The organism is Mycobacterium sp., assembly GCF_051006775.1.
Taxonomy (GTDB): Bacteria; Actinomycetota; Actinomycetes; order Mycobacteriales; family Mycobacteriaceae; genus Mycobacterium.
Genome location: NZ_JBPCSX010000100.1, coordinates 1 through 19,304, shown reverse-complemented (window position 1 = coordinate 19,304; position 19,304 = coordinate 1). Strand labels below are relative to the sequence as shown.

Here is a 19,304-nt window from a genome sequence, read left to right as displayed (position 1 = left end):
GGCAGGATCAGGGGCGTGACACTGATCCTGCTGTATCTGGTGGTGCTGATCCTGGTGGCGGTGGTCCTGTTCGGGATCGCCAGCCTGGTGTTCGGCCGGGGTGAGCAACTGCCGCCGCTGCCGCGCGGCACCACCGCGACGGTGTTGCCGGTGACCGAGGTGACCGGATCCGATGTCGAGGCGGTCAAGTTCACCCAGGTGTTCCGCGGGTACAAGACCAGCGAGGTGGACTGGGTTCTGGACCGCCTGGGCGCCGAACTCGACGAATTGCGGGCCGAACTCGCCGAGTTGCGGTCCGGGCTGCGACCCCCGGCCCCCACGCCCCGTGACTGACTCCGGCCCGACCCACGACGGCCCGACCCACGACGGCCGGCCCCGCTGCCCCTGGGCCGACGGATCCCAGCTCTACCGCGACTACCACGACACCGAATGGGGCCGGCCGCTGCGGGGCGGCACCGCGTTGTTCGAGAGGCTGACCCTGGAGGCCTTCCAGAGCGGGTTGTCATGGCTGATCATCCTTCGCAAGCGGGACAACTTCCGGAGTGCCTTCGCCGGCTTCGAGATCGACACGGTGGCCGGGTTCACCGACCGCGACGTGGCCCGGCTGATGGACGACGTCGGGATAGTGCGTAACCGGGCCAAGATCGAGGCCGCCATCACCAATGCGCGGGCGATCGCCGACCTCGACGTCGACCTGTCCGACCTGCTGTGGTCCTTCGCTCCACCGCCGCGCCCCCGGCCCGCCGCGATCGGTGATGTGCCTGCCCAGACCCCGGAATCGCAGGCCATGGCCCGCGAGCTCAAGCGGCGCGGATTCCGTTTCGTCGGCCCGACGACCGCCTACGCGTTGATGCAGGCCACCGGGATGGTGGACGACCACCTGGCAAAGTGTTGGGTGCCCCGCAACGGCCGCTAGCAGGGTCTTTCACACCTTGGGCTGCGGATAGGGAACAATGGTGCTCAACAGAATCAACCCTGGCTCCGGCTCCGCCGGTGCTGACGGGCCTGCTCGGATCTCGAAGGGAGCACTCGATGGCGGCGATGAAGCCACGGACCGGTGACGGTCCGCTTGAAGCGACCAAGGAAGGACGCGGCATCGTGATGCGCGTACCGCTTGAAGGTGGCGGACGGCTGGTCGTCGAGTTGACGCCGGCGGAGGCCTCGGCGCTGGGCGACGAACTCAAAGCCGTCACCGGATAAACGCTCTTCCCTCGAAAACCCCGCGGCGTGCGACAGCAGGCGCGGGGTTTCGTGCTGCCGGTGGGCTTACGCGGTGACCGCGCGGTAGATCGCCAGGGTCTGCTCGGCGATCCGAGCCCAGGAGAATTCGTCGATACAGCGCCGGCGCCCCGCGATGCCGTAGCCCGCCGCCTTGGCCGGATCGGCCACCAGTGCGTTGACCGCCTCGGCCAGCCCCGCCTCGAAACCGCGCCCGTCTGCGGGGTCGTAGTGCACCAGCATCCCGGTCACTCCATCGTCGACCACCTCGGGGATTCCGCCGACATCACTTGCCACCACGGCGGTCCCGCACGCCATCGCCTCGAGGTTGACGATCCCCAGCGGCTCGTACACCGACGGGCATACGAATACCGTTGCGGCGGATAGTATTTCGCGGATCTCATGAACCGGTAGGAAGTCCTGCACCCAGAACACCCCGCTGCGTTCGGCGGCGAGTTCGGCGACCGCGCTCTTGACCTCGGCGGCGATCTCCGGGGTGTCCGGCGCGCCCGCGCACAGCACCAGCTGTACCTCCGGGGCGAACCGGTGGGCCGCGGCGATCAGGTGCGGGACACCCTTCTGGCGGGTGATCCGGCCGACGAAGGCGACGATCGGGCGCGAGGGGTCCACGCCCAGCTCGTCGAGCACCGATTCCTCCGGCGCGGGGGCAGCCGGGAACCACACGTCGGTGTCCACGCCGTTCTTCACCACATGAACGCGGGCGGGGTCCAGGGTCGGGTACGCCGACAGGACGTCATTGCGCATTCCGGCACTGACGGCGATCACCGCGTCCGCGGCCGTGACCGCGGTGCGTTCCACCCAGAGCGAGACCTGATAGCCGCCGCCGAGTTGTTCGGCCTTCCAGGGCCGCAGCGGCTCCAGCGAGTGCGCGGTCAACACGTGCGGAACGCCGTGCAGCAGTGCCGCGATGTGTCCGGCCATGCCGGTGTACCAGGTGTGCGAGTGCACGACCGCAGCCCCGGCGGCGGCATGGGCCATCCGCAGGTCGGCCGACAGGGTCGACAGGGCGGCATTGGCATCCTTGAGTACCGGATCGGGCTGATGTACGAACACCCCCGGACGGGGCTCACCCATGCAGTGCACGTCGACCTCGCACAGCCGGCGCAACTGGGCCACCAGCTCGGTGACATGCACGCCCGCACCGCCGTAGACCTCCGGCGGGTATTCCCGGGTCATCATCGCCACGCGCATACCGCAGAACCTAGTGCACCGCGGCGACCGGACGACGGCTTCCGATGACGCGCATCGGTGAGTCGATTCGCCGCAGGCGCATCCATTGCCTCCATTGCCCTAGCCGAGTCCAGCGGGGGCGGATAGGTTTGCAGACATGAGGGAGCTTCCGCACGTGCTGGGCATCGTCCTGGCCGGGGGCGAGGGTAAGCGCCTCTATCCGCTGACGGCCGACCGCGCCAAACCTGCCGTTCCGTTCGGGGGCGCCTACCGGCTGATCGACTTCGTGCTGTCCAACCTCGTCAACGCGCGCTATCTGCGGATCTGCGTTCTGACGCAGTACAAGTCGCATTCACTGGACCGGCACATCTCGCAGAACTGGCGACTGAGCGGTCTGGCGGGGGAGTACATCACCCCGGTGCCGGCCCAGCAGCGTCTCGGTCCCCGGTGGTACACCGGATCCGCCGACGCGATCTATCAGTCGCTGAATCTGATCTACGACGAGGATCCGGACTACATCATCATCTTCGGTGCCGACCACGTGTACCGGATGGACCCCGAGCAGATGTTGACGTTTCACATCGAAACCGGCGCGGGGGCGACCGTAGCCGGAATCCGGGTGCCGCGCGCAGAGGCATCGGCATTCGGCTGCATCGACGCCGACGAGTCCGGACGGATCAAGGGCTTCGTCGAAAAACCAGCGGAGCCCCCCGCCTGCCCGGACGATCCCGACAAGACCTTCGTCTCGATGGGCAATTACATCTTCACCACGAAGGTGCTCATCGACGCCATCCGAGCCGACGCCGACGATGACAACTCCGACCATGACATGGGCGGGGACATCATTCCGCGACTGGTGGGCGAGGGCATGGCCGCCGTCTATGACTTCGACGACAACGAGGTTCCCGGTGCGACCGAACGCGATCACGGCTACTGGCGTGACGTCGGAACCCTGGACGCCTTCTACGACTCCCATATGGACCTGGTGTCGGTCCACCCGGTGTTCAACCTATACAACAAACGCTGGCCGATTCGCGGTGAGTCCGACAACCTGGCCCCGGCCAAGTTCGTCAACGGTGGTTCCGCGCAGGAGTCGGTGGTCGGGGCCGGCAGCATCATTTCGGCTGCGTCGGTTCGTAATTCGGTGCTGTCGAGCAATGTCGTCGTCGACGACGGTGCCATCGTTGAGGGCAGTGTGCTGATGCCCGGTGTCCGGGTCGGACGTGGTGCGGTGGTGCGCCACGCGATCCTGGACAAGAACGTCGTGGTGGGCCCCGGCGAGATGGTCGGGGTGGACCTGGAGAAGGACCGCGAGCGTTTCGCGATCAGCGCCGGCGGAGTTGTCGCCGTCGGCAAGGGCATCTGGATCTGACTAGCCGGGGACCGCTTGACGGCGTTTGCGCCGTCGCCGCCGAAACAGCCACCACGCACCCCAGGCCAGCGCCACCAGGATCAACAGCACCAGGGCGGGGATCAGGATCGCCGCAAAGGTCAGGCCGACGCTGGTGAAGTCCTCGATGGTGCTCAGCACCGGGGCGGCGACGCCGGCGGTCGCGACATTGGCCGCCGGTCGCACCGCCGTCTTGGTCAGGTGAACCACCAGGGCCGTCACAACGCCGATCGCGATCGGCACCCACTGCCCGGTGCGGGCGAACTCAGCGGGGTCGGCGACCGCGGCGGTCTGGGCGGCGGTGCCGGAACCGAAGACGATCCCGCCGGAGGTCGGCCGCACGAAGGTCTGGATGGAATCGTTGATGGAATCCAGTGCCGGGATCTTGTCGGCGACGATCTCGACGGCCAGCAGTACGGCAACGATCGCGATCACCCAGCCGTTCTCCAGCCAGGCCCAACCGGACGGCAGGTGGATGAGATCGGTGTACCTGCCCAGTAGTCCCATCGACAGCAGTGGGATGTAGGCGTTGAGACCGGCAGCCGATGCCAGGCCGAACCCCGTCATCAGTTCCACGGCCGAACCCCACCGATCATGCTGTGTCCGAACATCATCCGGGTCCGAACATCATCCGGCGTCTCGGGCGGCCACCAGGATCCCGTCTCCCAGTGGTACCAGAACGGGGGTGAGACGTTCGTCCTCGGCGATCAGCCTGGCGGCCTCACGCACCGCGATGACCTCGGCATCGCTGGCAGCGGGGTCGCCGGCCCGGCCGTCGAGTGCGGCGTGGTGCACCACGATGACCCCGCCCGGCCGCAGCAGCCGCACGCCCTCGGAGACGAAGTGCGGTTGGTCCGCGGGTGCGGCGTCGACGAAGACGAGGTCGTAGGAGGCGTCGGCGAGTCGGGTGAGCACTTCCTGGGCGCGCCCGCCGATGAGTCGGGTGCGTCCGGGGCCGATCCCCGCCTCGCCGAAGGCCTGTTTGGCCAGGCGCTGGTGCTCGGGTTCGGTGTCGATGGTCGTCAGCACGCCGTCCTCGCGCATACCGGCGAGCAGCCACAGTCCGCTGACACCCGCCCCGGTCCCGACCTCGACGACGGCCTTACCGCCGGAAAGCCGGGCCAGCACGCTCAGCAGTGCCCCCACCGCTGGGCTGACGGCGCCGGCGCCGGTCTCCAGCGCTCGCTCGCGGGCGGCGGAGACGATCGCATCCTCGGAGATCGAGCCTTCGGCGTGGTGCAGGATCCGGTCGGCCCTGCTCGGCGGGCTGCCCGCGGGTTCGTCGCTGATGGACATTCTGAGCAGCGTAGATGAACTCCAGCCGGGTTTGGGCAGACGCGCCAGAGCTGGTCAGAGGTCCGGAATCCGATTTTGAGTAGCTAGTCTTAAGGAATTGCTGAGATTTCTGCAGGGACCTGGGTTTTCCCAGCTGATTGTCACTTATTTCCTAAATTTTCATGCGACACGAAGTTTGCTCCTATACGGTTCACAGGACGGTATGGAAAGGTGATGGTCATGGAAAGCCGTGGCGGTTCGACGGGGAATACCCCGCAGCGGGCTCGCGTTGTGCATTTCGAAATGGCAGATAACACCGCATTCGACTTCGGCTGTCCGGCCGGGGTTCTGCCCGCCCTCCGGGATCTCGAGGATCCGACGATCACCACCCTGACCGTTCCGGTCAGCATGACCCACCCGGCGCCGAAGATCGACGCCGATTGGGTTGAGCCGTCCGACGAGTTGCAGGGCACCGCGGTGTTCGACGCGACCGGGGACCGGGCGGTCATGCCGTCCTGGGACGAGCTGGTGCGCCAGCATGCCGACCGGGTCTACCGGCTGGCATATCGGCTGTCGGGCAACCGCCACGACGCCGAGGACCTCACCCAGGAGACCTTCATCCGGGTGTTCCGCTCGCTGCAGAACTACCAGCCCGGCACGTTCGAGGGTTGGCTGCACCGCATCACGACGAACCTCTTCCTGGACATGGCTCGTCGCCGCAGCCGCATCCGCATGGACGCGCTGCCCGAGGACTACGACCGGGTGCCCTCTGACCAGCCGAATCCGGAGCAGATCTATCACGACGCTCGGCTCGGCCCGGACCTGCAGGCCGCGCTGGACTCACTGCCGGCCGAGTTCCGTGCCGCGGTGGTCCTCTGCGACATCGAGGGTCTGTCCTATGAGGAGATCGGCCACACGCTGGGCGTGAAGCTGGGCACTGTTCGCAGCCGTATTCACCGCGGCCGACAGGCCCTGCGTGACCACCTCGCCGCGCGCGGCGTGCATGGCGCAGCCGCAGCTTTCGCCTGACAACACCTCGCGCGGACGCCGTCATGACCTGTCCTGGCGGTTTCGCGCGCTACATTCGTTATAGGTCGGTACGTGGCTGATCGCCGCGTACCTGGAGGAAGGAGCCCGGTGGCGCTGTTCGAGCCCGGACGCTTCTTCCGCGGTGCGATATCCCGACTGCCGGCCAACTTCGTCGCCGTCGACGAAGCGGCGCTGGCTGCGCCGCGGAAGTTCACTTCCACCGACCACCTCTCCACCGAGGCGGTGGCCGCCTATGTGGACGGCGAACTGCCGATGAAGGCCCACCTCCGGGCCGCCAGCCACCTGGCGGCGTGCCGGGAGTGCGCGGCCGAGGTCGAGGACCAGGGTCAGGCCCGGGCAGCGCTGCGTGAGTCCCGGCCGGTCAGCATGCCCAGCACACTGATGGGATTGCTCACTCAGATCCCGGAATCCAATCCGGAGGAGCCGACACCGGCACCCCAGGTCAGCGACCGGCGGCCCGGCGGCGCCGCGCGTGGCCGGCGCAAGCGCCGGTAGGGTGAAGTCCGGCACGACGTGGGCTGACGCCCATTTGTTGAAACGCTTCTCTGCAGTGGTGGATCGAGGTTGATGTGAGCTCCAACAAGGACGGCTCCGGCGTTGGACCCCGGCTGGCGCCGCGTCCGGTGTCGCGGCCGCCGGTTGATCCGCAGGCATCCCGGGTGTTCGGCCGTCCCGGCGGCGTGGACGGTTCCTTCGTCGCAGAGGACCTGAGGCCGGCCAAGTACCGCGCCGCTGACAACTTCACCCCCGGCGAAAGGCCCGCCGACCCGGTGCTGGAGGAGGCATTCGGCCGCCCCCTCCCGGGCGGGGATTCGCTGCAGCGCCACCCCGCCGACGCCGGCGCCCTCAACGGGGAGGCGCCCGGACCGGAGGATCCCGAGGATCCGTGGCGCAATCCGGGTGCCGCGGTCGCGCTGGGCACCCCGGCCATGGATCGGCCGGTCCAGCAGTTCGGTCCCGGACCGGTGGGCAAGCTGGGTGTGCGCGACGTGTTGTTCGGCGGCAGAGTCTCCTATACGGCGCTGGCCGTGCTCGCCATCACCGCACTGCTCATCGGTCTGCTCGGCGGTTGGGTGGGCCGCAAGACCGCGGAGGTCGTCGAGGCCTTCACCACCTCCAAGGTGACGTTGTCGACCACCGGCACCTCTGATGTGCCGCCCGGCCGGTTTGCCGCCGTTGCGGCGTCGGTGGCCGACTCGGTGGTGACCATCGAGGCCAAGAGTGACGAGTCCGGCGCGCAGGGGTCCGGTGTCGTCGTCGACGGCCGTGGCTACGTCGTCACCAACAATCACGTGGTCTCCGAGGCCGCAGCCAGTCCGAGCAAGTTCAAGCTGACGGTGGTGTTCAACGACGGTAAAGAGGTGCCGGCCAACCTGGTCGGCCGCGACCCGAAGACCGATCTCGCCGTGCTGAAGGTCGATAACGTCGACAACCTCACGGTGGCCAAGTTCGGCGATTCCGCCAAGCTGCGGGTCGGCGAGGAGGTTGTCGCCGTCGGCGCCCCCCTGGGCCTTCGCAGCACCGTTACCCACGGCATCATCAGCGCACTCAACCGCCCGGTACCGCTCTCGGGTGAAGGGTCCGACACCGACACCGTCATCGACGCGGTGCAGACCGACGCCTCGATCAACCACGGCAACTCCGGTGGCCCGCTGATCAACATGAACTCCGAAGTCATCGGCATCAATACGGCCGGAAAGTCGTTGTCCGACAGCGCAAGTGGGCTCGGGTTCGCGATCCCGGTCAACGAGGTCAAGGCCACGGTCGAGTCCCTCATCAAGGATGGCAAGATTGCGCATCCGACGCTGGGGCTCTCTGCCCGCTCGGTGAGCAACGACCTCGCCTCGGGCGCGCAGGTGGCCAATGTGAAGGCCGGGGGGCCGGCTGAGAAGGCCGGCGTCAAGGAGAACGATGTCGTGGTCAAGGTCGGCGGCCGCAAGGTGGCCGACGCCGACGAGTTCGTCGTCGCGGTCCGTCAGCTCACGATCGGTCAGGACGCCCCCATCGAGGTGATGAGGGAGGGCCGCAAGGTCACCCTGACGGTGAATCCCGCTCCGGACAACTGAGGCCATGTTCGCCAATATCGGCTGGGGCGAGATGCTGTTGCTTCTCGTCATCGGTTTGGTGGTCCTGGGGCCCGAACGGTTGCCGGGCGCGATCCGGTGGACGACCGGCGCGATCCGTCAGACCCGTGATTACCTCAGTGGCGCCACCAGTCAGTTGCGTGAGGAACTCGGCCCTGAGTTCGACGACCTGCGCCAGCCGCTCAGTGAACTGCAGAAGTTACGCGGAATGAGCCCGCGCGCCGCACTGACCAAACATCTACTCGACGGCGATGACTCCTTCCTCACCGGAGAGTTCGACAATGCGGCTGTCAAACCGCAGAGTGCGCCGGTACCCACTGCCACGCCCACTGCCACTCCCACGCCGTCCCCCGCACCGTTTGACGCAGACGCGACCTGATCGCGCCCGGGGGTAGCCAGGGGTCGCTCAGCGTCCCGCCGGATCCAGGCCCAGCGACATCCCCGCCAACCCCCGCCGGCGCCCGGCGAGCGTGTCGGCGATGCTGCGCAACTCCCGGCCGGCCGCGGAGTCCGGTGTCGACAAGACCAGCGGCACGCCGGCATCGCCTGCGGTCACCAGCGCGGGATCCAGCGGGATCTGTCCCAGGAGCGGGACGTCGGCTCCCACGGCACGGGTCAGCCGGTCGGCTACCTGCCTGCCACCGCCTTCGCCGAAGATTTGCATCGTGGTGCCGTCGGGGAGCGCCAGACCGGACATGTTCTCCACCACGCCGACGATGCGCTGACGGGTCTGCAGGGCGATCGCCCCGGCCCGTTCGGCAACCTCGGCCGCGGCCATCTGCGGGGTGGTCACCACCAGGATTTCCGCGTTGGGAACCAGCTGGGCCACCGAGATGGCCACATCACCGGTACCGGGCGGCAGGTCGAGCAGCAGCACGTCCAGATCGCCCCAGTAGACGTCGGCGAGGAACTGCTGCAGGGCCCGGTGCAGCATCGGGCCGCGCCAGACCACCGGCGCGTTTCCCTGGGTGAACTGCGCGATGGAGATGACCTTCACGTCATGGGCGATGGGTGGAAGGATCATCGACTCGACCTGGGTCGGCCGGTCGGCGGTGCCCATCATCCGTGGCACCGAATGACCGTAGATATCGGCATCGAGCAACCCGACGGAAAGCCCGCGTGCAGCCATTGCCGCCGCGAGATTGACTGTGACACTGGACTTTCCGACGCCGCCCTTGCCGGAGGCCACCGCGTAGACCCGGGTGAGGGAGCCGGGCTGGGCGAACGGGATGACCGGTTCGGCGGACAGTCCCTGATCGCCGCGCAACTGCTTGCGCAGTGCGGTGCGCTGTTCGTCGTCCATCACGTCGAGGCTCACCCGCACCGCTCCGGTGCCCGGCACGTCGGTGACGGCCGCGGTGACACGCTCGGTGATCTCGGTCTTTTTCGGACAGGCGTCGGTCGTCAGGTAGATCTCGACGTGCACCGCGCCACCGTCAGTGACGGAAACGCCCTTGACCATGTTCAGTTCGGTGATCGGCTTACGTAGTTCCGGATCTATGACCTTGGCCAGCGCGGCGCGGATCGACTTCTCGAGCTCAGTGTTTTCAGACATCTCCGCCTGATTATCTCCGGCGGGGTGATCAGGGTCAGCTGGCGGGGCCTGGCAGCGGTCCCGGACCCTGGGCCACCGTCGGCGCCACATCCGGAACCGGCGCCGGCTCGGGACCCGGGGCGGCCGGACCGGGCACGTCCGCCGGGGCGGGCGGACCCGGCACCGCGGCTGGGGCGGGCGGACCTGGCGGACCGGGCATGATCGCCGGGGCCGGTGGTGCCGGGATGTTGGCCGGGGGCACCATCGGCTCGAACTGGGCGGGCCCGGGCAACATGACCGGCATCGGGGCGACCGCGGGCTGCGGCATCCACGGGGCCGGATTCATCGGCATCAGCCACGGCGGAAGGTTTTCCTGGATGGCGTCCGCAGGCGCCAGTTGGGAGGACATGCAGATCACCTCGCACCCGTACTGGGGCAGCACGCCGGGGCCCTGCAACGGTCCGGGCATGGCGAGCTGGCCGGCGAGTTCACTGTTGCCGAAGTTCATCTGCGAGAGCTGCAGCAGCGGGTCGCCCTCGGGCATACCCGGCATACCGGGTCCGAGGCCTTCCGGATTCTCCAGGTGCATATCGCCCAGGGCCGGGATCGGGCCGGTGATGAGCGGCAGATCCACCGGCGCGACGCCGGTGGCGTAGGCCGCGGCCCAGCCCATCACGTTCTGGGCGTAGGCCATCGAGTTGTTGTAGCGCAGGATCGCGGTGAGGACCTGGCTCTGGTTGCGCAGGTTCAGCCCGCCGCTGCAGAGGTAGCGCGCGGCCGACAATGACGCGTCGAACAGGTTCTGCGGGTCGGCTTTGCCGTCGCCGTCGCCGTCGGAGGCGTACCGCGACCAGGTGCCGGGCAGGAACTGCATGGGACCCATCGCGCGAGCGAAGACCGGCCGGCCGCCGGCGTTGCTCTGGACGATCACCTCATTGCCGGGCAGGCTGCCATCCAGCGTCGGGCCGTAGATCGGACGTACGGCGGTGCCGCGTGCGTCGGTGGCGCCACCGTTGGCGTGCGAGGACTCGATGCGGCCGATGCCGGCCAGCAGATTCCAGCTCACCCCGCAGCCGGGGGATGCCACGGCCATGGTCTGCTCGGCTTTGCGGTAGGCGGACAGGGCCATCACTGGGATGCGCATCCCGCCTACGGCGCTGACCAATGCGGGTGGCGGCGGCAGCGAGGGCACGGCGCCGGCGGCGAATTTGAAGTCGGCCGGCGGACGGGCCGCGGCGACGACGGTGGTGCCGCTGGTATCGATGGCTGCGGGCTGCACGGCGGCCAGGGGCGTGACGTCAGCGCTGGAGGGCGCGACGCCGCTGTGGCCGGGGGCGGCCGCAACCGCCCCGGCGAGTACGACCGGCGTGATGACCGCGAGTCCAAGCGCAGGCGCCCGGAATCGGTGCTTCATCGCCACTCGTCCGCCCTCAAGTAGTTTGCTCGTCTAACGCTGTGAACCCCGCCACTGTACCTATTCCGTCGACCGCCGCGGGACGCAACCGTATTAGTCGTCTTGATCGCCGGTTTCGGCGTCGTCGTTACCGGCCGCCGCTTCCTTGGCGGCCTTGTTCTTCTTGGGTTTGGACTTGAGGAGCTGCTTCTGGAGTTCCTCGAGCTCCCGGCGCAGGTAATCGCGGGTGGCGACCTCGCCGACCGCGAGCCGCAGGGCGGCCAGTTCACGGGCCAGAAACTCGGTGTCGGCCTTGGTCTGCTCGGATCGGCGGCGGTCGTCCTCCAAGGCCACCCGGTCGCGGTTCTCCTGGCGGTTCTGCGCGAGCAGGATCAGCGGGGCGGCGTAGGCGGCCTGGGTGGAAAAGGCCAGGTTCAGCAGGATGAACGGATACGGGTCCCAGCGCAGCCCGACGGCGAACAGGTTCAGCGTGATCCAGACGATCACCAGGATGGTCTGCCACATCAGGTAGCGGCCGGTGCCCAGGAAGCGGGCGATCGACTCGCTGATCCGACCGACCGCCTCCGGGTCGAAGTTGAAGGCGGGTCCGCGGGAGGTGCGCGGGGTGTCCAGACGCGGGTACTCGCTCATGGCGCGCCCTGCCCGGCGAACGGCTCCTCGTAGGTCTCCCGCCAGTCGTCGGGCAGCAGGTGGTCGAGGACGTCGTCGACGGTCACCGCACCGAGCAGATGACTCTCCTCATCCACCACCGGGCCGCAGACCAGGTTGTAGGCAGCCAGATACCGGGTCACCGCCGGCAGCGGAGTTCCGGGTGACAGCCGGGGCAGATCGCTGTCGACGATGCCGCTGACCAGGTTGGCGGGCGGCTCCCGCAGCAGCGCCTGGGTGTGCACGCAGCCCAGATAGCGCCCGGTGGGGGTGGCCGTGGGTGGACGGACCACGAACACCAGTGACGCCAGCGCCGGCGTCAGGTCCGGGTCGCGCACCCGGGCCAGCGCTTCGGCGACGGTGGTGTCCGGAGCCAGCACCACCGGATCGGAGGTCATCAGGCCGCCCGCGGTATCCGGTGAGTGACTCAGCAGCCGGCGCACCGATTCGGAGTCCTCCGGATCCATCCGGCGCAGCAGTACCTCGGCATCGGTGGGTTGGAGCACGCCGAGGAGGTCGGCGGCGTCGTCGGGATCCATCGCCTCGAGAACATCGGCGGCCCGTTCGGTGTCCAGTTGCATCAGCAGCTCGGACTGATCGTCCTCCGGCAGCTCCTGCAGGATGTCGGCCAGCCGCTCGTCATCGAGGGCGTTGACCACTTCGGTCCGGCGCTTGGCCGGGAGATCGCGGATGGCGTCGGCCACCTCGATGGGACGCTGACCCTCGAACTGATGCAGCAGTTGCGCCACGCCCTGGCCGGGCATCGCCAGCCCGGACGGCGTCAGGCCGGCGACGGTCTGCCAGTCCACCACCACCACCGCCGAGCGCCGTCCCAGTCGGCGCTGGCTGCGCACCGCCACCCGGGTCACCATCCAGTCGCGGGTCCGGGTCTGCTCCATGCCCAGGTCGACCACGATCACATCGGCGCCCGCCAGTTGTTCCTGGTCGGGGTCGTCGACCCGGACCCGGGTTTCCAGAACCTGGCCCAGTACCAGCACCTCGCCCGGCCGCTGGACGAATCGCCGCAGCGAGACGTTGGCGGTGTTCAGTGTGACGGCGCTGGGTTCGATTGCGGTGACCCGCAGGATGGGCACGAAAATTCTTCTGCGCGTGAGCAGTTCGACGACGAGCCCGAGGACGCGGGGTTGCTGACGCACGATACTGATGCTGACCACCACATCGCGGACCCGGCCCAGCGATTCGCCGTCTGGGCCCAGCACGACCATTCCCGCCAGTCGCGCCGCGTATACCCTGTTCACCGACGCCATGATTGCAAGGGTAGGAGTCTGCGCGTGGACACTGTTTATCGGCCCCGTAGAACCTGCTTATCGGTCCCCGGCAGTAATCCCAGGATGATCGAGAAGGCCAAAGCTCTGCCTGCCGACGAGGTTTTCCTCGACCTCGAAGATGCGGTGGCGCCGGAGGCCAAATCGGTGGCCCGCACTCAGGTGGCGGCGGCGCTCGCCGGGCCGGGCTGGGGTGGCCAGTTGCGCGGTGTGCGCGTCAACGACTGGACCACGCCGTGGACGCACGCCGATGTGATCGATGTGGTCTCGGCCGCCGGTAGGAACCTGGATCTGATCGTGCTGCCGAAGGTCGTCGACGCGCACCATGTGCAGGCTCTCGATCTGTTGCTGACTCAGCTGGAACTGACCCATGGACTGCCGGTCGGCGGGATCGGGATCGACGCCCAGATCGAGGATGCCAGGGGGTTGCGCAATATCGACGCGATCGCCGCCGCGCCCCGGGTGCAGGCTCTGGTGTTGGGCCCGGCCGACCTGATGGCGAGCTTGAACATGCGCACCCTGGTGGTGGGGGAGCAGCCCGAGGGCTACGACGTCGGCGATGCTTACCACCACGTACTGATGACGATTCTCATCGCAGCGCGCGCACACGGCATCGCAGCGATCGACGGCCCGTATCTGAAAGTGCGTGATGTCGAGGCTTTCCGCCGGGTGGCAGGCCGATCAGCGGCGCTGGGCTTCGACGGCAAGTGGGTGTTGCATCCGGACCAGATCGCCGCGGGCAACGAGATCTTCAGCCCCCGACAGGACGAATACGACCACGCCGAGCTCATTTTGGAGGCGTATCACTGGCACACCTCGAAAGCCGGCGGATCGCGGGGTGCGGTCATGCTCGGTGACGAGATGATCGACGAAGCCAGCCGCAAGATGGCACTGGTGGTCGCGGGTAAGGGACGAGCCGCCGGGATGACCCGGCAGTCCGCTTCCTTCACACCGCCCGACTGATCAGGTCGGGCTGTTCAAGAAAAACGTGAACGCGACGATGCTGATCGCCATCGACACGACGCCGACCACGATGCCGGTGACGGCCAGTCCGCGACCCTGCTGGCCGGTGCGCTTGATCTGGTTCAACGCGATCACTCCGAGCACGATCCCGATAATCGAGCCGATACCGCACAACAGTCCGACTGCCGAGGCGACCAGGGAGAAGGCGGCCAGCGAGTTGGTTCGGTCGGGCGGAGCCGTCGGAGTCCCGTAACCGCCCGGGTAGGGCGGGCCGTATTCCGGCGGCGGCGCGTAGGTGGGGACGTATCCGGCCGGTGGGGGATACCCCTGGGCCGGCGGGTACCCGGGGGGCGCGAACCCCGGCTGACCCGACGGCGGGAAGGCACTCGGCGGTTCGTAGCCGCCGTATGCCGGGGGTGGCTGGAACGTCGGGATCTGTTCGATCGGGGGAGCCTCGTAGGCCCCCGTTGACGACTGCATTCCCTCGTTCCGGGACGTGTCGCCGGGCTCGCCACTGGCAGCTGTCATGCTGTTGAACCTAGCCTATTTGGTGAGAGCGGCCCGCTCGTCGCGAACAAGGAGAACCACCATCATGACCAGTCCCTTCCAGCCCGGGCAGAACCCCGCAGCCGGTCCGCGAGGCGCAGGGCGCCGGGGACCGGTGGGCCTGCCGACACCGCCGACCGGCTGGCCGATCGGTTCCTACCCGACGTATGCGGCCGCGCAGAAGGCGGTCGACCATCTGTCCGACAACCAGTTCCCGGTGCAGCAGGTGACCATCGTGGGTGTGGACCTGATGCAGGTCGAGCGGGTCACCGGCAGGCTGAACTGGGCCAAGGTGCTCGGCGGCGGTGTGCTGTCCGGGGCCTGGCTGGGTGTGTTCATCGGTCTGGTGCTCAGTTTGTTCACCAACGGCGAGGGGGGAAACCCTCTGCTGTTCACTATCCCGGCCGGCATCGTCTTCGGCTTGATCACCTCGTCGATCCCGTATGCCATGACCAAGGGAACCCGTGACTTCAGTTCCACCATGCAACTGGTGGCCGGCCGATATGACGTGCTGTGCGATCCGCAGAGCGCAGAGCGGGCGCGGGACATGCTGTCGCGCTTGACCATCTAGGGCGATCAGAGCTGTATGCCGGGTTAAGGTACGGCTCGTGACGATCGGACGGGCACGAAGGGTCGGCGCCGCCACCCTGGCCGCGCTGACCGCGCTATCGGGATCGGCCTGCGGGTCGAGCGGCGACAGTCGAGTGGTCAGCCTCTACACCCCGGCCAGTGAGACCGCCACGTTCACCGCGGTGGCCGACCGCTGCAACGAGGAGCTGGGCGGGAAGTTCCGCATCCAGCAGTTCAGCCTTCCCAAGGGTGCCGACGATCAGCGGTTGCAGTTGGCCCGACGGATCACCGGCAACGACCACACGCTCGACATCATGGCGATGGACGTGGTGTGGACCGCCGAATTCGCCGAAGCGGGTTGGGCGCTGCCGCTGTCGGCCGACCCGGCCGGGCTCGCCGTCGCCGACGCCGAGACCGACACCCTGCCCGGCCCGCTGGCGACCGCGAAGTGGCGCGGCGAACTCTACGCAGCGCCGGTGACGACCAACACCCAGATGCTCTGGTACCGGCCGGATCTGGTGGCCCCGCCGCCGCCGACCTTGGATCAGATGATCGCCGAGGCCACCCGGCTGCACGCCGCGGGCAAACCCAGCTGGATCGCGGTGCAGGCCAAGCAGTACGAGGGCCTGGTGGTCTGGTTCAACACACTGCTGGAGAGTGCCGGCTGCCAGGTGCTGTCCGAGGACGGCAAGACCGTCACCCTCACCGACACCCCGGAGCACCGGGCGGCGACCGTCAAGGCATTGCAGATCATCAAGTCGGTGGCCACCGCACCGGGAGCCGATCCGTCGATCACCCAGACCGATGAGGGCACCGCGCGGCTGGCGCTGGAACAGGGCAACGCCGCACTGGAAGTCAACTGGCCCTTCGTCTTCGCCTCGATGCTGGAGAACGCGACCAAGGGCGGGGTGTCGTTCCTCCCGCTCAATGACAACCCGGCCATGGCCGGCGCCATCAACGAGGCCGGGACCTTCGCGCCCACCGACGAGCAGTTCAACACCGCGTTCGACGCCAGCCGGGCGGTGTTCGCGTTCGCGCCGTACCCGGGTGTCACCGAGGGACTGCCCACCCGCGTCACGCTCGGCGGCCTGAACCTCGCGGTGGCGTCGACCACCCGGCACCCGGCCGAGACGTTCGAGGCGCTGCGCTGCATCCGCAGTGAGAGCAACCAGCGCTACACCTCCATCCAGGGTGGACTGCCGGCGGTGCGCGCCTCGCTCTATGACGATCCGGAGTTCCAGAAGAAGTACCCGCAGTACGCGATCATCCGCGACCAGCTGACCACTGCCGCGGTGCGGCCGGCCACGCCGAACTACCAGTCGCTGTCGACGCGGATCTCCGTGACGCTGGCGCCGATCACCTCCATCGACCCGGAGCGCACCGCCGACGAACTCGCCGACCAGGTTCAGAAGGCGATCGACGGCAAGGGGCTGATCCCGTGAGCATTCGCGGTGGCGATCGCCTGGCTCAGCGCAAGCTGGCCTATTGGCTGATCGCGCCCGCCGTCGTGCTGATGCTGGTGGTCACCGCCTACCCGATCATCTACGCGGTGTGGCTGAGCCTGCACCGCTACAACCTGGCCAGCCCGAACGATACGGCGTTCGTCGGCTTGGGTAACTACGCCACCATCCTCGGTGACAACTATTGGTGGACAGCGTTTTTCGTCACGTTGATCATCACTGTCATCTCGGTGGCTATCGAGTTCGTCCTCGGTCTGGGCCTGGCTCTGGTGATGCATCGCACCATCTTCGGCAAGGGCCTGGTGCGCACCGCGATCCTGATCCCGTACGGCATCGTGACCGTGGCCGCGTCGTACTCCTGGTACTACGCCTGGACCCCCGGAACCGGCTACCTGGCGAACCTGCTGCCCGATGGCAGTGCGCCGCTGACCCAGCAGATCCCCTCGATCGCGGTGATCATCGGAGCCGAGGTGTGGAAGACCACGCCGTTCATGGCACTGTTGCTGCTGGCCGGTCTGGCTCTGGTGCCCGACGATCTGCTCCGGGCGGCCGAGGTCGACGGGGCATCGTCGTGGACCCGGCTGACCCGCATCATCATCCCGCTGATCAAGCCGGCCATCCTGGTCGCTCTGCTGTTCCGCACCCTGGACGCGTTCCGGATCTTCGACAACATCTACGTGCTCACCGGCGGATCCAACGACACCGCTTCGGTCTCGATCCTGGGCTACGACAACCTGTTCAAGGCGTTCAACCTCGGCCTCGGATCAGCGATCAGCGTGCTGGTGTTCCTCGCGGTCGCGGTGATCGCCTTCATCTACATCAAACTGTTCGGCGCCTCGGCGCCTGGCGCGGATGCCGATGAGGAGTTCGGGCGATGACGCGTCGGGCCGGCTTCTGGACGGTGATCAACATTCTGGTGGTGGTCTACGCACTACTACCGGTGCTGTGGATCCTGAGCTTGTCGCTCAAACCGACCTCGACGGTCAAGGACGGCAAGCTGATCCCCTCGGAGATCACCTTCGCCAACTATCAGGGCATCTTCACCGGTGACGTGTTCTCCTCGGCATTGATCAACTCCATCGGCATCGCGCTGATCACCACGGTGATCGCGGTGACCATCGGCGGGATGGCCGCCTATGCGGTTGCCCGGCTGGACTTCGCCGGCAAGAAGGCGCTGATCGGGGCGGCCCTGCTGATCGCGATGTTCCCGCAGATCTCCTTGGTCACACCGCTGTTCAACATCGAACGCAAGATCGGCCTGTACGACACCTGGCCCGGCCTGATCATCCCGTACATCACCTTCGCGCTGCCGTTGGCGATCTACACGCTCTCGGCGTTCTTCCGGGAGATCCCGTGGGACCTGGAGCGGGCTGCCAAAATGGACGGCGCCACGCCGGCCCAGGCCTTCCGTCGGGTGATCGCGCCACTGGCCGCCCCGGGCATCGTGACGGCGGCGATCCTGGTGTTCATCTTCGCCTGGAACGACCTGCTGCTGGCGTTGTCGCTGACGGCCACCAATTCCGCGATCACCGCGCCGGTGGCGATCGCCAACTTCACCGGCAGTTCGCAATTCGAGGAGCCGACCGGTTCGATCGCGGCCGGCGCGATGGTGATCACCATCCCGATCATCATCTTTGTTCTGATCTTCCAACGTCGGATTGTCGCCGGGCTGACCTCCGGCGCGGTGAAGGGTTAGCGGGGCTGATATGGCCGAGATCGTCCTGGAGCACGTGAGCAAGCAGTACCCCGGCGGGGCCACCCCCGTGAAGGATCTGAGCCTGACGATCGCCGACGGCGAGTTCGTCATCCTGGTCGGGCCTTCCGGGTGCGGAAAGTCGACGACGCTGAACATGATCGCCGGTCTCGACGAGATCAGTTCCGGTGAACTGCGCATCGGCGGACAGCGGGTCAACGAGAAGGCGCCACGGGATCGCGACGTCGCCATGGTGTTCCAGTCCTATGCGCTCTACCCGCACATGACGGTGCGGCAGAACATCGCCTTCCCACTGACGCTGGCCAAGATGGGCAAGGCCGAGATCAATGCCAAGGTCGAGGAGACCGCCAGGATCCTGGACCTCACCGAATTGCTCGACCGCCGGCCCGCGCAACTCTCCGGCGGTCAGCGTCAGCGGGTCGCGATGGGCCGCGCGATCGTGCGCAAGCCCAAGGCGTTTCTGATGGATGAGCCGCTGAGCAACCTCGACGCCAAACTGCGGGTGCAGATGCGCGGAGAGATCGCCCGTCTGCAGAAGCGGCTTGGCACCACCACCGTCTACGTCACCCATGATCAGACCGAGGCGATGACTCTCGGTGATCGGGTGGTGGTGCTCAAAGACGGTGTGGCCCAGCAGATCGGCACTCCCGACGAGCTGTACAACCATCCGGCGAACCTCTTCGTCGCCGGCTTCATCGGATCCCCGGCGATGAACTTCTTCCCCGCGACCGCGACCGCGACCGGCGTCCGGTTGCCGTTCGGCGAGATACCGGTGCAGCCACCAGCCGGTGCGTCCGGTGATCTGATCGCCGGTCTGCGTCCGGAGAGCTTCGAGGACGCCTCGTTGCTGGACGGATTCGAGCGGGTCAAGGCGGCCACTTTTCCGGTTCAGGTCAACCTGGTCGAGTCGCTGGGCTCGGACAAGTACGACTACTTCTCGCTTCCCGGCGCGGTCGGTACC

Annotated in this window: 22 protein-coding genes; 14 read left to right on the top strand and 8 right to left on the bottom strand. The window is 67.5% G+C overall.

Features of this window, described 5'->3' with window-relative positions; genetic code table 11:
• Positions 1-15 precede the first annotated feature (15 nt).
• The 3 genes from ACR2JI_RS07440 (at position 16) to ACR2JI_RS07430 (ending at position 1,200) form a co-directional block, all read left to right on the top strand.
• The gene (locus ACR2JI_RS07440) at positions 16-333 is read left to right on the top strand and encodes a DivIVA domain-containing protein (RefSeq protein WP_526389444.1); all 318 of its coding nucleotides are present in this window, start codon (positions 16-18) and stop codon (positions 331-333) included.
• Positions 326-916, top strand: coding sequence for a DNA-3-methyladenine glycosylase I (locus ACR2JI_RS07435; protein ID WP_526389443.1), 591 nt, complete (start codon positions 326-328; stop codon positions 914-916). The genes ACR2JI_RS07440 and ACR2JI_RS07435 overlap by 8 nt, the downstream gene beginning before the upstream one ends.
• A 116-nt stretch (positions 917-1,032) precedes the next feature.
• Positions 1,033-1,200, top strand: a complete 168-nt coding sequence (locus ACR2JI_RS07430; RefSeq protein ID WP_526389442.1) for a DUF3117 domain-containing protein — start codon at positions 1,033-1,035, stop codon at positions 1,198-1,200.
• Positions 1,201-1,266: 66 nt separating this feature from the next.
• Here the strand turns inward: ACR2JI_RS07430 and glgA are convergent, their stop codons facing one another.
• Positions 1,267-2,430, bottom strand: a complete 1,164-nt coding sequence (gene glgA, locus ACR2JI_RS07425) for a glycogen synthase (protein WP_526389441.1) — start codon at positions 2,428-2,430, stop codon at positions 1,267-1,269.
• Between the two features lie 136 nt (positions 2,431-2,566).
• On the opposite strand from glgA, the gene glgC reads away from it, so the two are divergent.
• Positions 2,567-3,781 carry a glucose-1-phosphate adenylyltransferase gene (gene glgC / locus ACR2JI_RS07420; RefSeq protein WP_526389440.1) on the top strand — a complete coding sequence of 405 codons (1,215 nt, stop codon included), beginning with the start codon at positions 2,567-2,569 and terminating at the stop codon, positions 3,779-3,781.
• On the opposite strand, the gene ACR2JI_RS07415 is transcribed toward glgC, so the two are convergent.
• The gene (locus ACR2JI_RS07415) at positions 3,782-4,375 is read right to left on the bottom strand and encodes a DUF4126 family protein (RefSeq protein WP_526389439.1); all 594 of its coding nucleotides are present in this window, start codon (positions 4,373-4,375) and stop codon (positions 3,782-3,784) included. It lies immediately after the preceding gene.
• A gap of 51 nt (positions 4,376-4,426) precedes the next feature.
• Complete coding sequence (locus tag ACR2JI_RS07410; protein ID WP_526389438.1) at positions 4,427-5,095, bottom strand: O-methyltransferase; 669 nt, start codon at positions 5,093-5,095, stop codon at positions 4,427-4,429.
• A gap of 219 nt (positions 5,096-5,314) precedes the next feature.
• Between ACR2JI_RS07410 and sigE the strand changes: the two genes are divergently transcribed.
• The 4 genes from sigE to tatB all read left to right on the top strand — a co-directional run bounded on the left by sigE (position 5,315) and on the right by tatB (position 8,587).
• Positions 5,315-6,103 carry an RNA polymerase sigma factor SigE gene (gene sigE / locus ACR2JI_RS07405; protein ID WP_526389437.1) on the top strand — a complete coding sequence of 263 codons (789 nt, stop codon included), beginning with the start codon at positions 5,315-5,317 and terminating at the stop codon, positions 6,101-6,103.
• Positions 6,104-6,217: 114 nt separating this feature from the next.
• Positions 6,218-6,619, top strand: coding sequence for an anti-sigma E factor RseA (rseA, locus tag ACR2JI_RS07400; RefSeq protein ID WP_526389456.1), 402 nt, complete (start codon positions 6,218-6,220; stop codon positions 6,617-6,619).
• A 74-nt stretch (positions 6,620-6,693) separates the two neighbouring features.
• The gene (gene htrA / locus ACR2JI_RS07395; RefSeq protein ID WP_526389436.1) at positions 6,694-8,190 is read left to right on the top strand and encodes a serine protease HtrA; all 1,497 of its coding nucleotides are present in this window, start codon (positions 6,694-6,696) and stop codon (positions 8,188-8,190) included.
• Between the two features lie 4 nt (positions 8,191-8,194).
• Complete coding sequence (gene tatB, locus ACR2JI_RS07390; RefSeq protein WP_526389435.1) at positions 8,195-8,587, top strand: Sec-independent protein translocase protein TatB; 393 nt, start codon at positions 8,195-8,197, stop codon at positions 8,585-8,587.
• 27 nt (positions 8,588-8,614) lie between these two features.
• Here the strand turns inward: tatB and ACR2JI_RS07385 are convergent, their stop codons facing one another.
• The 4 genes from ACR2JI_RS07385 to ACR2JI_RS07370 all read right to left on the bottom strand — a co-directional run bounded on the left by ACR2JI_RS07385 (position 8,615) and on the right by ACR2JI_RS07370 (position 13,072).
• Positions 8,615-9,763 carry a P-loop NTPase gene (locus ACR2JI_RS07385; RefSeq protein WP_526389434.1) on the bottom strand — a complete coding sequence of 383 codons (1,149 nt, stop codon included), beginning with the start codon at positions 9,761-9,763 and terminating at the stop codon, positions 8,615-8,617.
• Positions 9,764-9,797: 34 nt separating this feature from the next.
• Positions 9,798-11,156 (bottom strand): lytic transglycosylase domain-containing protein, encoded by a 1,359-nt coding sequence (locus ACR2JI_RS07380; RefSeq protein ID WP_526389433.1) that lies wholly within the window; start codon positions 11,154-11,156, stop codon positions 9,798-9,800.
• Positions 11,157-11,249: 93 nt separating this feature from the next.
• The gene (locus ACR2JI_RS07375) at positions 11,250-11,786 is read right to left on the bottom strand and encodes a DUF1003 domain-containing protein (protein WP_526389432.1); all 537 of its coding nucleotides are present in this window, start codon (positions 11,784-11,786) and stop codon (positions 11,250-11,252) included.
• A complete protein-coding gene (locus ACR2JI_RS07370; protein ID WP_526389431.1) occupies positions 11,783-13,072 on the bottom strand; it encodes a magnesium transporter MgtE N-terminal domain-containing protein in 1,290 nt (429 codons plus the stop codon). The genes ACR2JI_RS07375 and ACR2JI_RS07370 overlap by 4 nt, the downstream gene beginning before the upstream one ends.
• Before the next feature lie 24 nt (positions 13,073-13,096).
• Between ACR2JI_RS07370 and ACR2JI_RS07365 the strand changes: the two genes are divergently transcribed.
• On the top strand, positions 13,097-14,053 hold the full coding sequence (locus ACR2JI_RS07365; RefSeq protein ID WP_526389430.1) for an HpcH/HpaI aldolase/citrate lyase family protein: 957 nt from the start codon (positions 13,097-13,099) through the stop codon (positions 14,051-14,053).
• Here ACR2JI_RS07365 and ACR2JI_RS07360 read toward each other — a convergent pair whose 3' ends face one another.
• Entirely contained in the window at positions 14,054-14,581 is a 528-nt protein-coding gene (locus ACR2JI_RS07360) for a DUF4190 domain-containing protein (RefSeq protein ID WP_526389429.1), read from the bottom strand.
• A gap of 64 nt (positions 14,582-14,645) precedes the next feature.
• On the opposite strand from ACR2JI_RS07360, the gene ACR2JI_RS07355 reads away from it, so the two are divergent.
• The 5 genes from ACR2JI_RS07355 to ACR2JI_RS07335 all read left to right on the top strand — a co-directional run.
• Positions 14,646-15,170, top strand: a complete 525-nt coding sequence (locus tag ACR2JI_RS07355; protein ID WP_526389428.1) for a general stress protein — start codon at positions 14,646-14,648, stop codon at positions 15,168-15,170.
• Positions 15,171-15,213: 43 nt separating this feature from the next.
• A complete protein-coding gene (locus ACR2JI_RS07350; RefSeq protein ID WP_526389455.1) occupies positions 15,214-16,611 on the top strand; it encodes an extracellular solute-binding protein in 1,398 nt (465 codons plus the stop codon).
• Positions 16,608-17,507 carry a carbohydrate ABC transporter permease gene (locus ACR2JI_RS07345; RefSeq protein WP_526389427.1) on the top strand — a complete coding sequence of 300 codons (900 nt, stop codon included), beginning with the start codon at positions 16,608-16,610 and terminating at the stop codon, positions 17,505-17,507. Before ACR2JI_RS07350 ends, ACR2JI_RS07345 begins: the two co-directional genes overlap by 4 nt.
• Positions 17,504-18,325 carry a carbohydrate ABC transporter permease gene (locus ACR2JI_RS07340; protein WP_526389426.1) on the top strand — a complete coding sequence of 274 codons (822 nt, stop codon included), beginning with the start codon at positions 17,504-17,506 and terminating at the stop codon, positions 18,323-18,325. Before ACR2JI_RS07345 ends, ACR2JI_RS07340 begins: the two co-directional genes overlap by 4 nt.
• Positions 18,326-18,335: 10 nt before the next feature.
• Positions 18,336-19,304 (top strand): ABC transporter ATP-binding protein (locus ACR2JI_RS07335; protein ID WP_526389425.1); only part of this gene is annotated, 969 nt, incomplete at its 3' end.

Coding starts and splice junctions, on each gene's coding strand:
- ACR2JI_RS07430 (WP_526389442.1), top strand. CDS start 1,033: ATGGCGGCGATGAAGCCACGGACCGGTGACGGTCCGCTTGAAGCGACC.
- glgA (WP_526389441.1), bottom strand. CDS start 2,430: ATGCGCGTGGCGATGATGACCCGGGAATACCCGCCGGAGGTCTACGGC.
- glgC (WP_526389440.1), top strand. CDS start 2,567: ATGAGGGAGCTTCCGCACGTGCTGGGCATCGTCCTGGCCGGGGGCGAG.
- ACR2JI_RS07410 (WP_526389438.1), bottom strand. CDS start 5,095: ATGTCCATCAGCGACGAACCCGCGGGCAGCCCGCCGAGCAGGGCCGAC.
- sigE (WP_526389437.1), top strand. CDS start 5,315: ATGGAAAGCCGTGGCGGTTCGACGGGGAATACCCCGCAGCGGGCTCGC.
- tatB (WP_526389435.1), top strand. CDS start 8,195: ATGTTCGCCAATATCGGCTGGGGCGAGATGCTGTTGCTTCTCGTCATC.
- ACR2JI_RS07385 (WP_526389434.1), bottom strand. CDS start 9,763: ATGTCTGAAAACACTGAGCTCGAGAAGTCGATCCGCGCCGCGCTGGCC.
- ACR2JI_RS07380 (WP_526389433.1), bottom strand. CDS start 11,156: ATGAAGCACCGATTCCGGGCGCCTGCGCTTGGACTCGCGGTCATCACG.
- ACR2JI_RS07375 (WP_526389432.1), bottom strand. CDS start 11,786: ATGAGCGAGTACCCGCGTCTGGACACCCCGCGCACCTCCCGCGGACCC.
- ACR2JI_RS07370 (WP_526389431.1), bottom strand. CDS start 13,072: ATGGCGTCGGTGAACAGGGTATACGCGGCGCGACTGGCGGGAATGGTC.
- ACR2JI_RS07360 (WP_526389429.1), bottom strand. CDS start 14,581: ATGACAGCTGCCAGTGGCGAGCCCGGCGACACGTCCCGGAACGAGGGA.
- ACR2JI_RS07355 (WP_526389428.1), top strand. CDS start 14,646: ATGACCAGTCCCTTCCAGCCCGGGCAGAACCCCGCAGCCGGTCCGCGA.
- ACR2JI_RS07340 (WP_526389426.1), top strand. CDS start 17,504: ATGACGCGTCGGGCCGGCTTCTGGACGGTGATCAACATTCTGGTGGTG.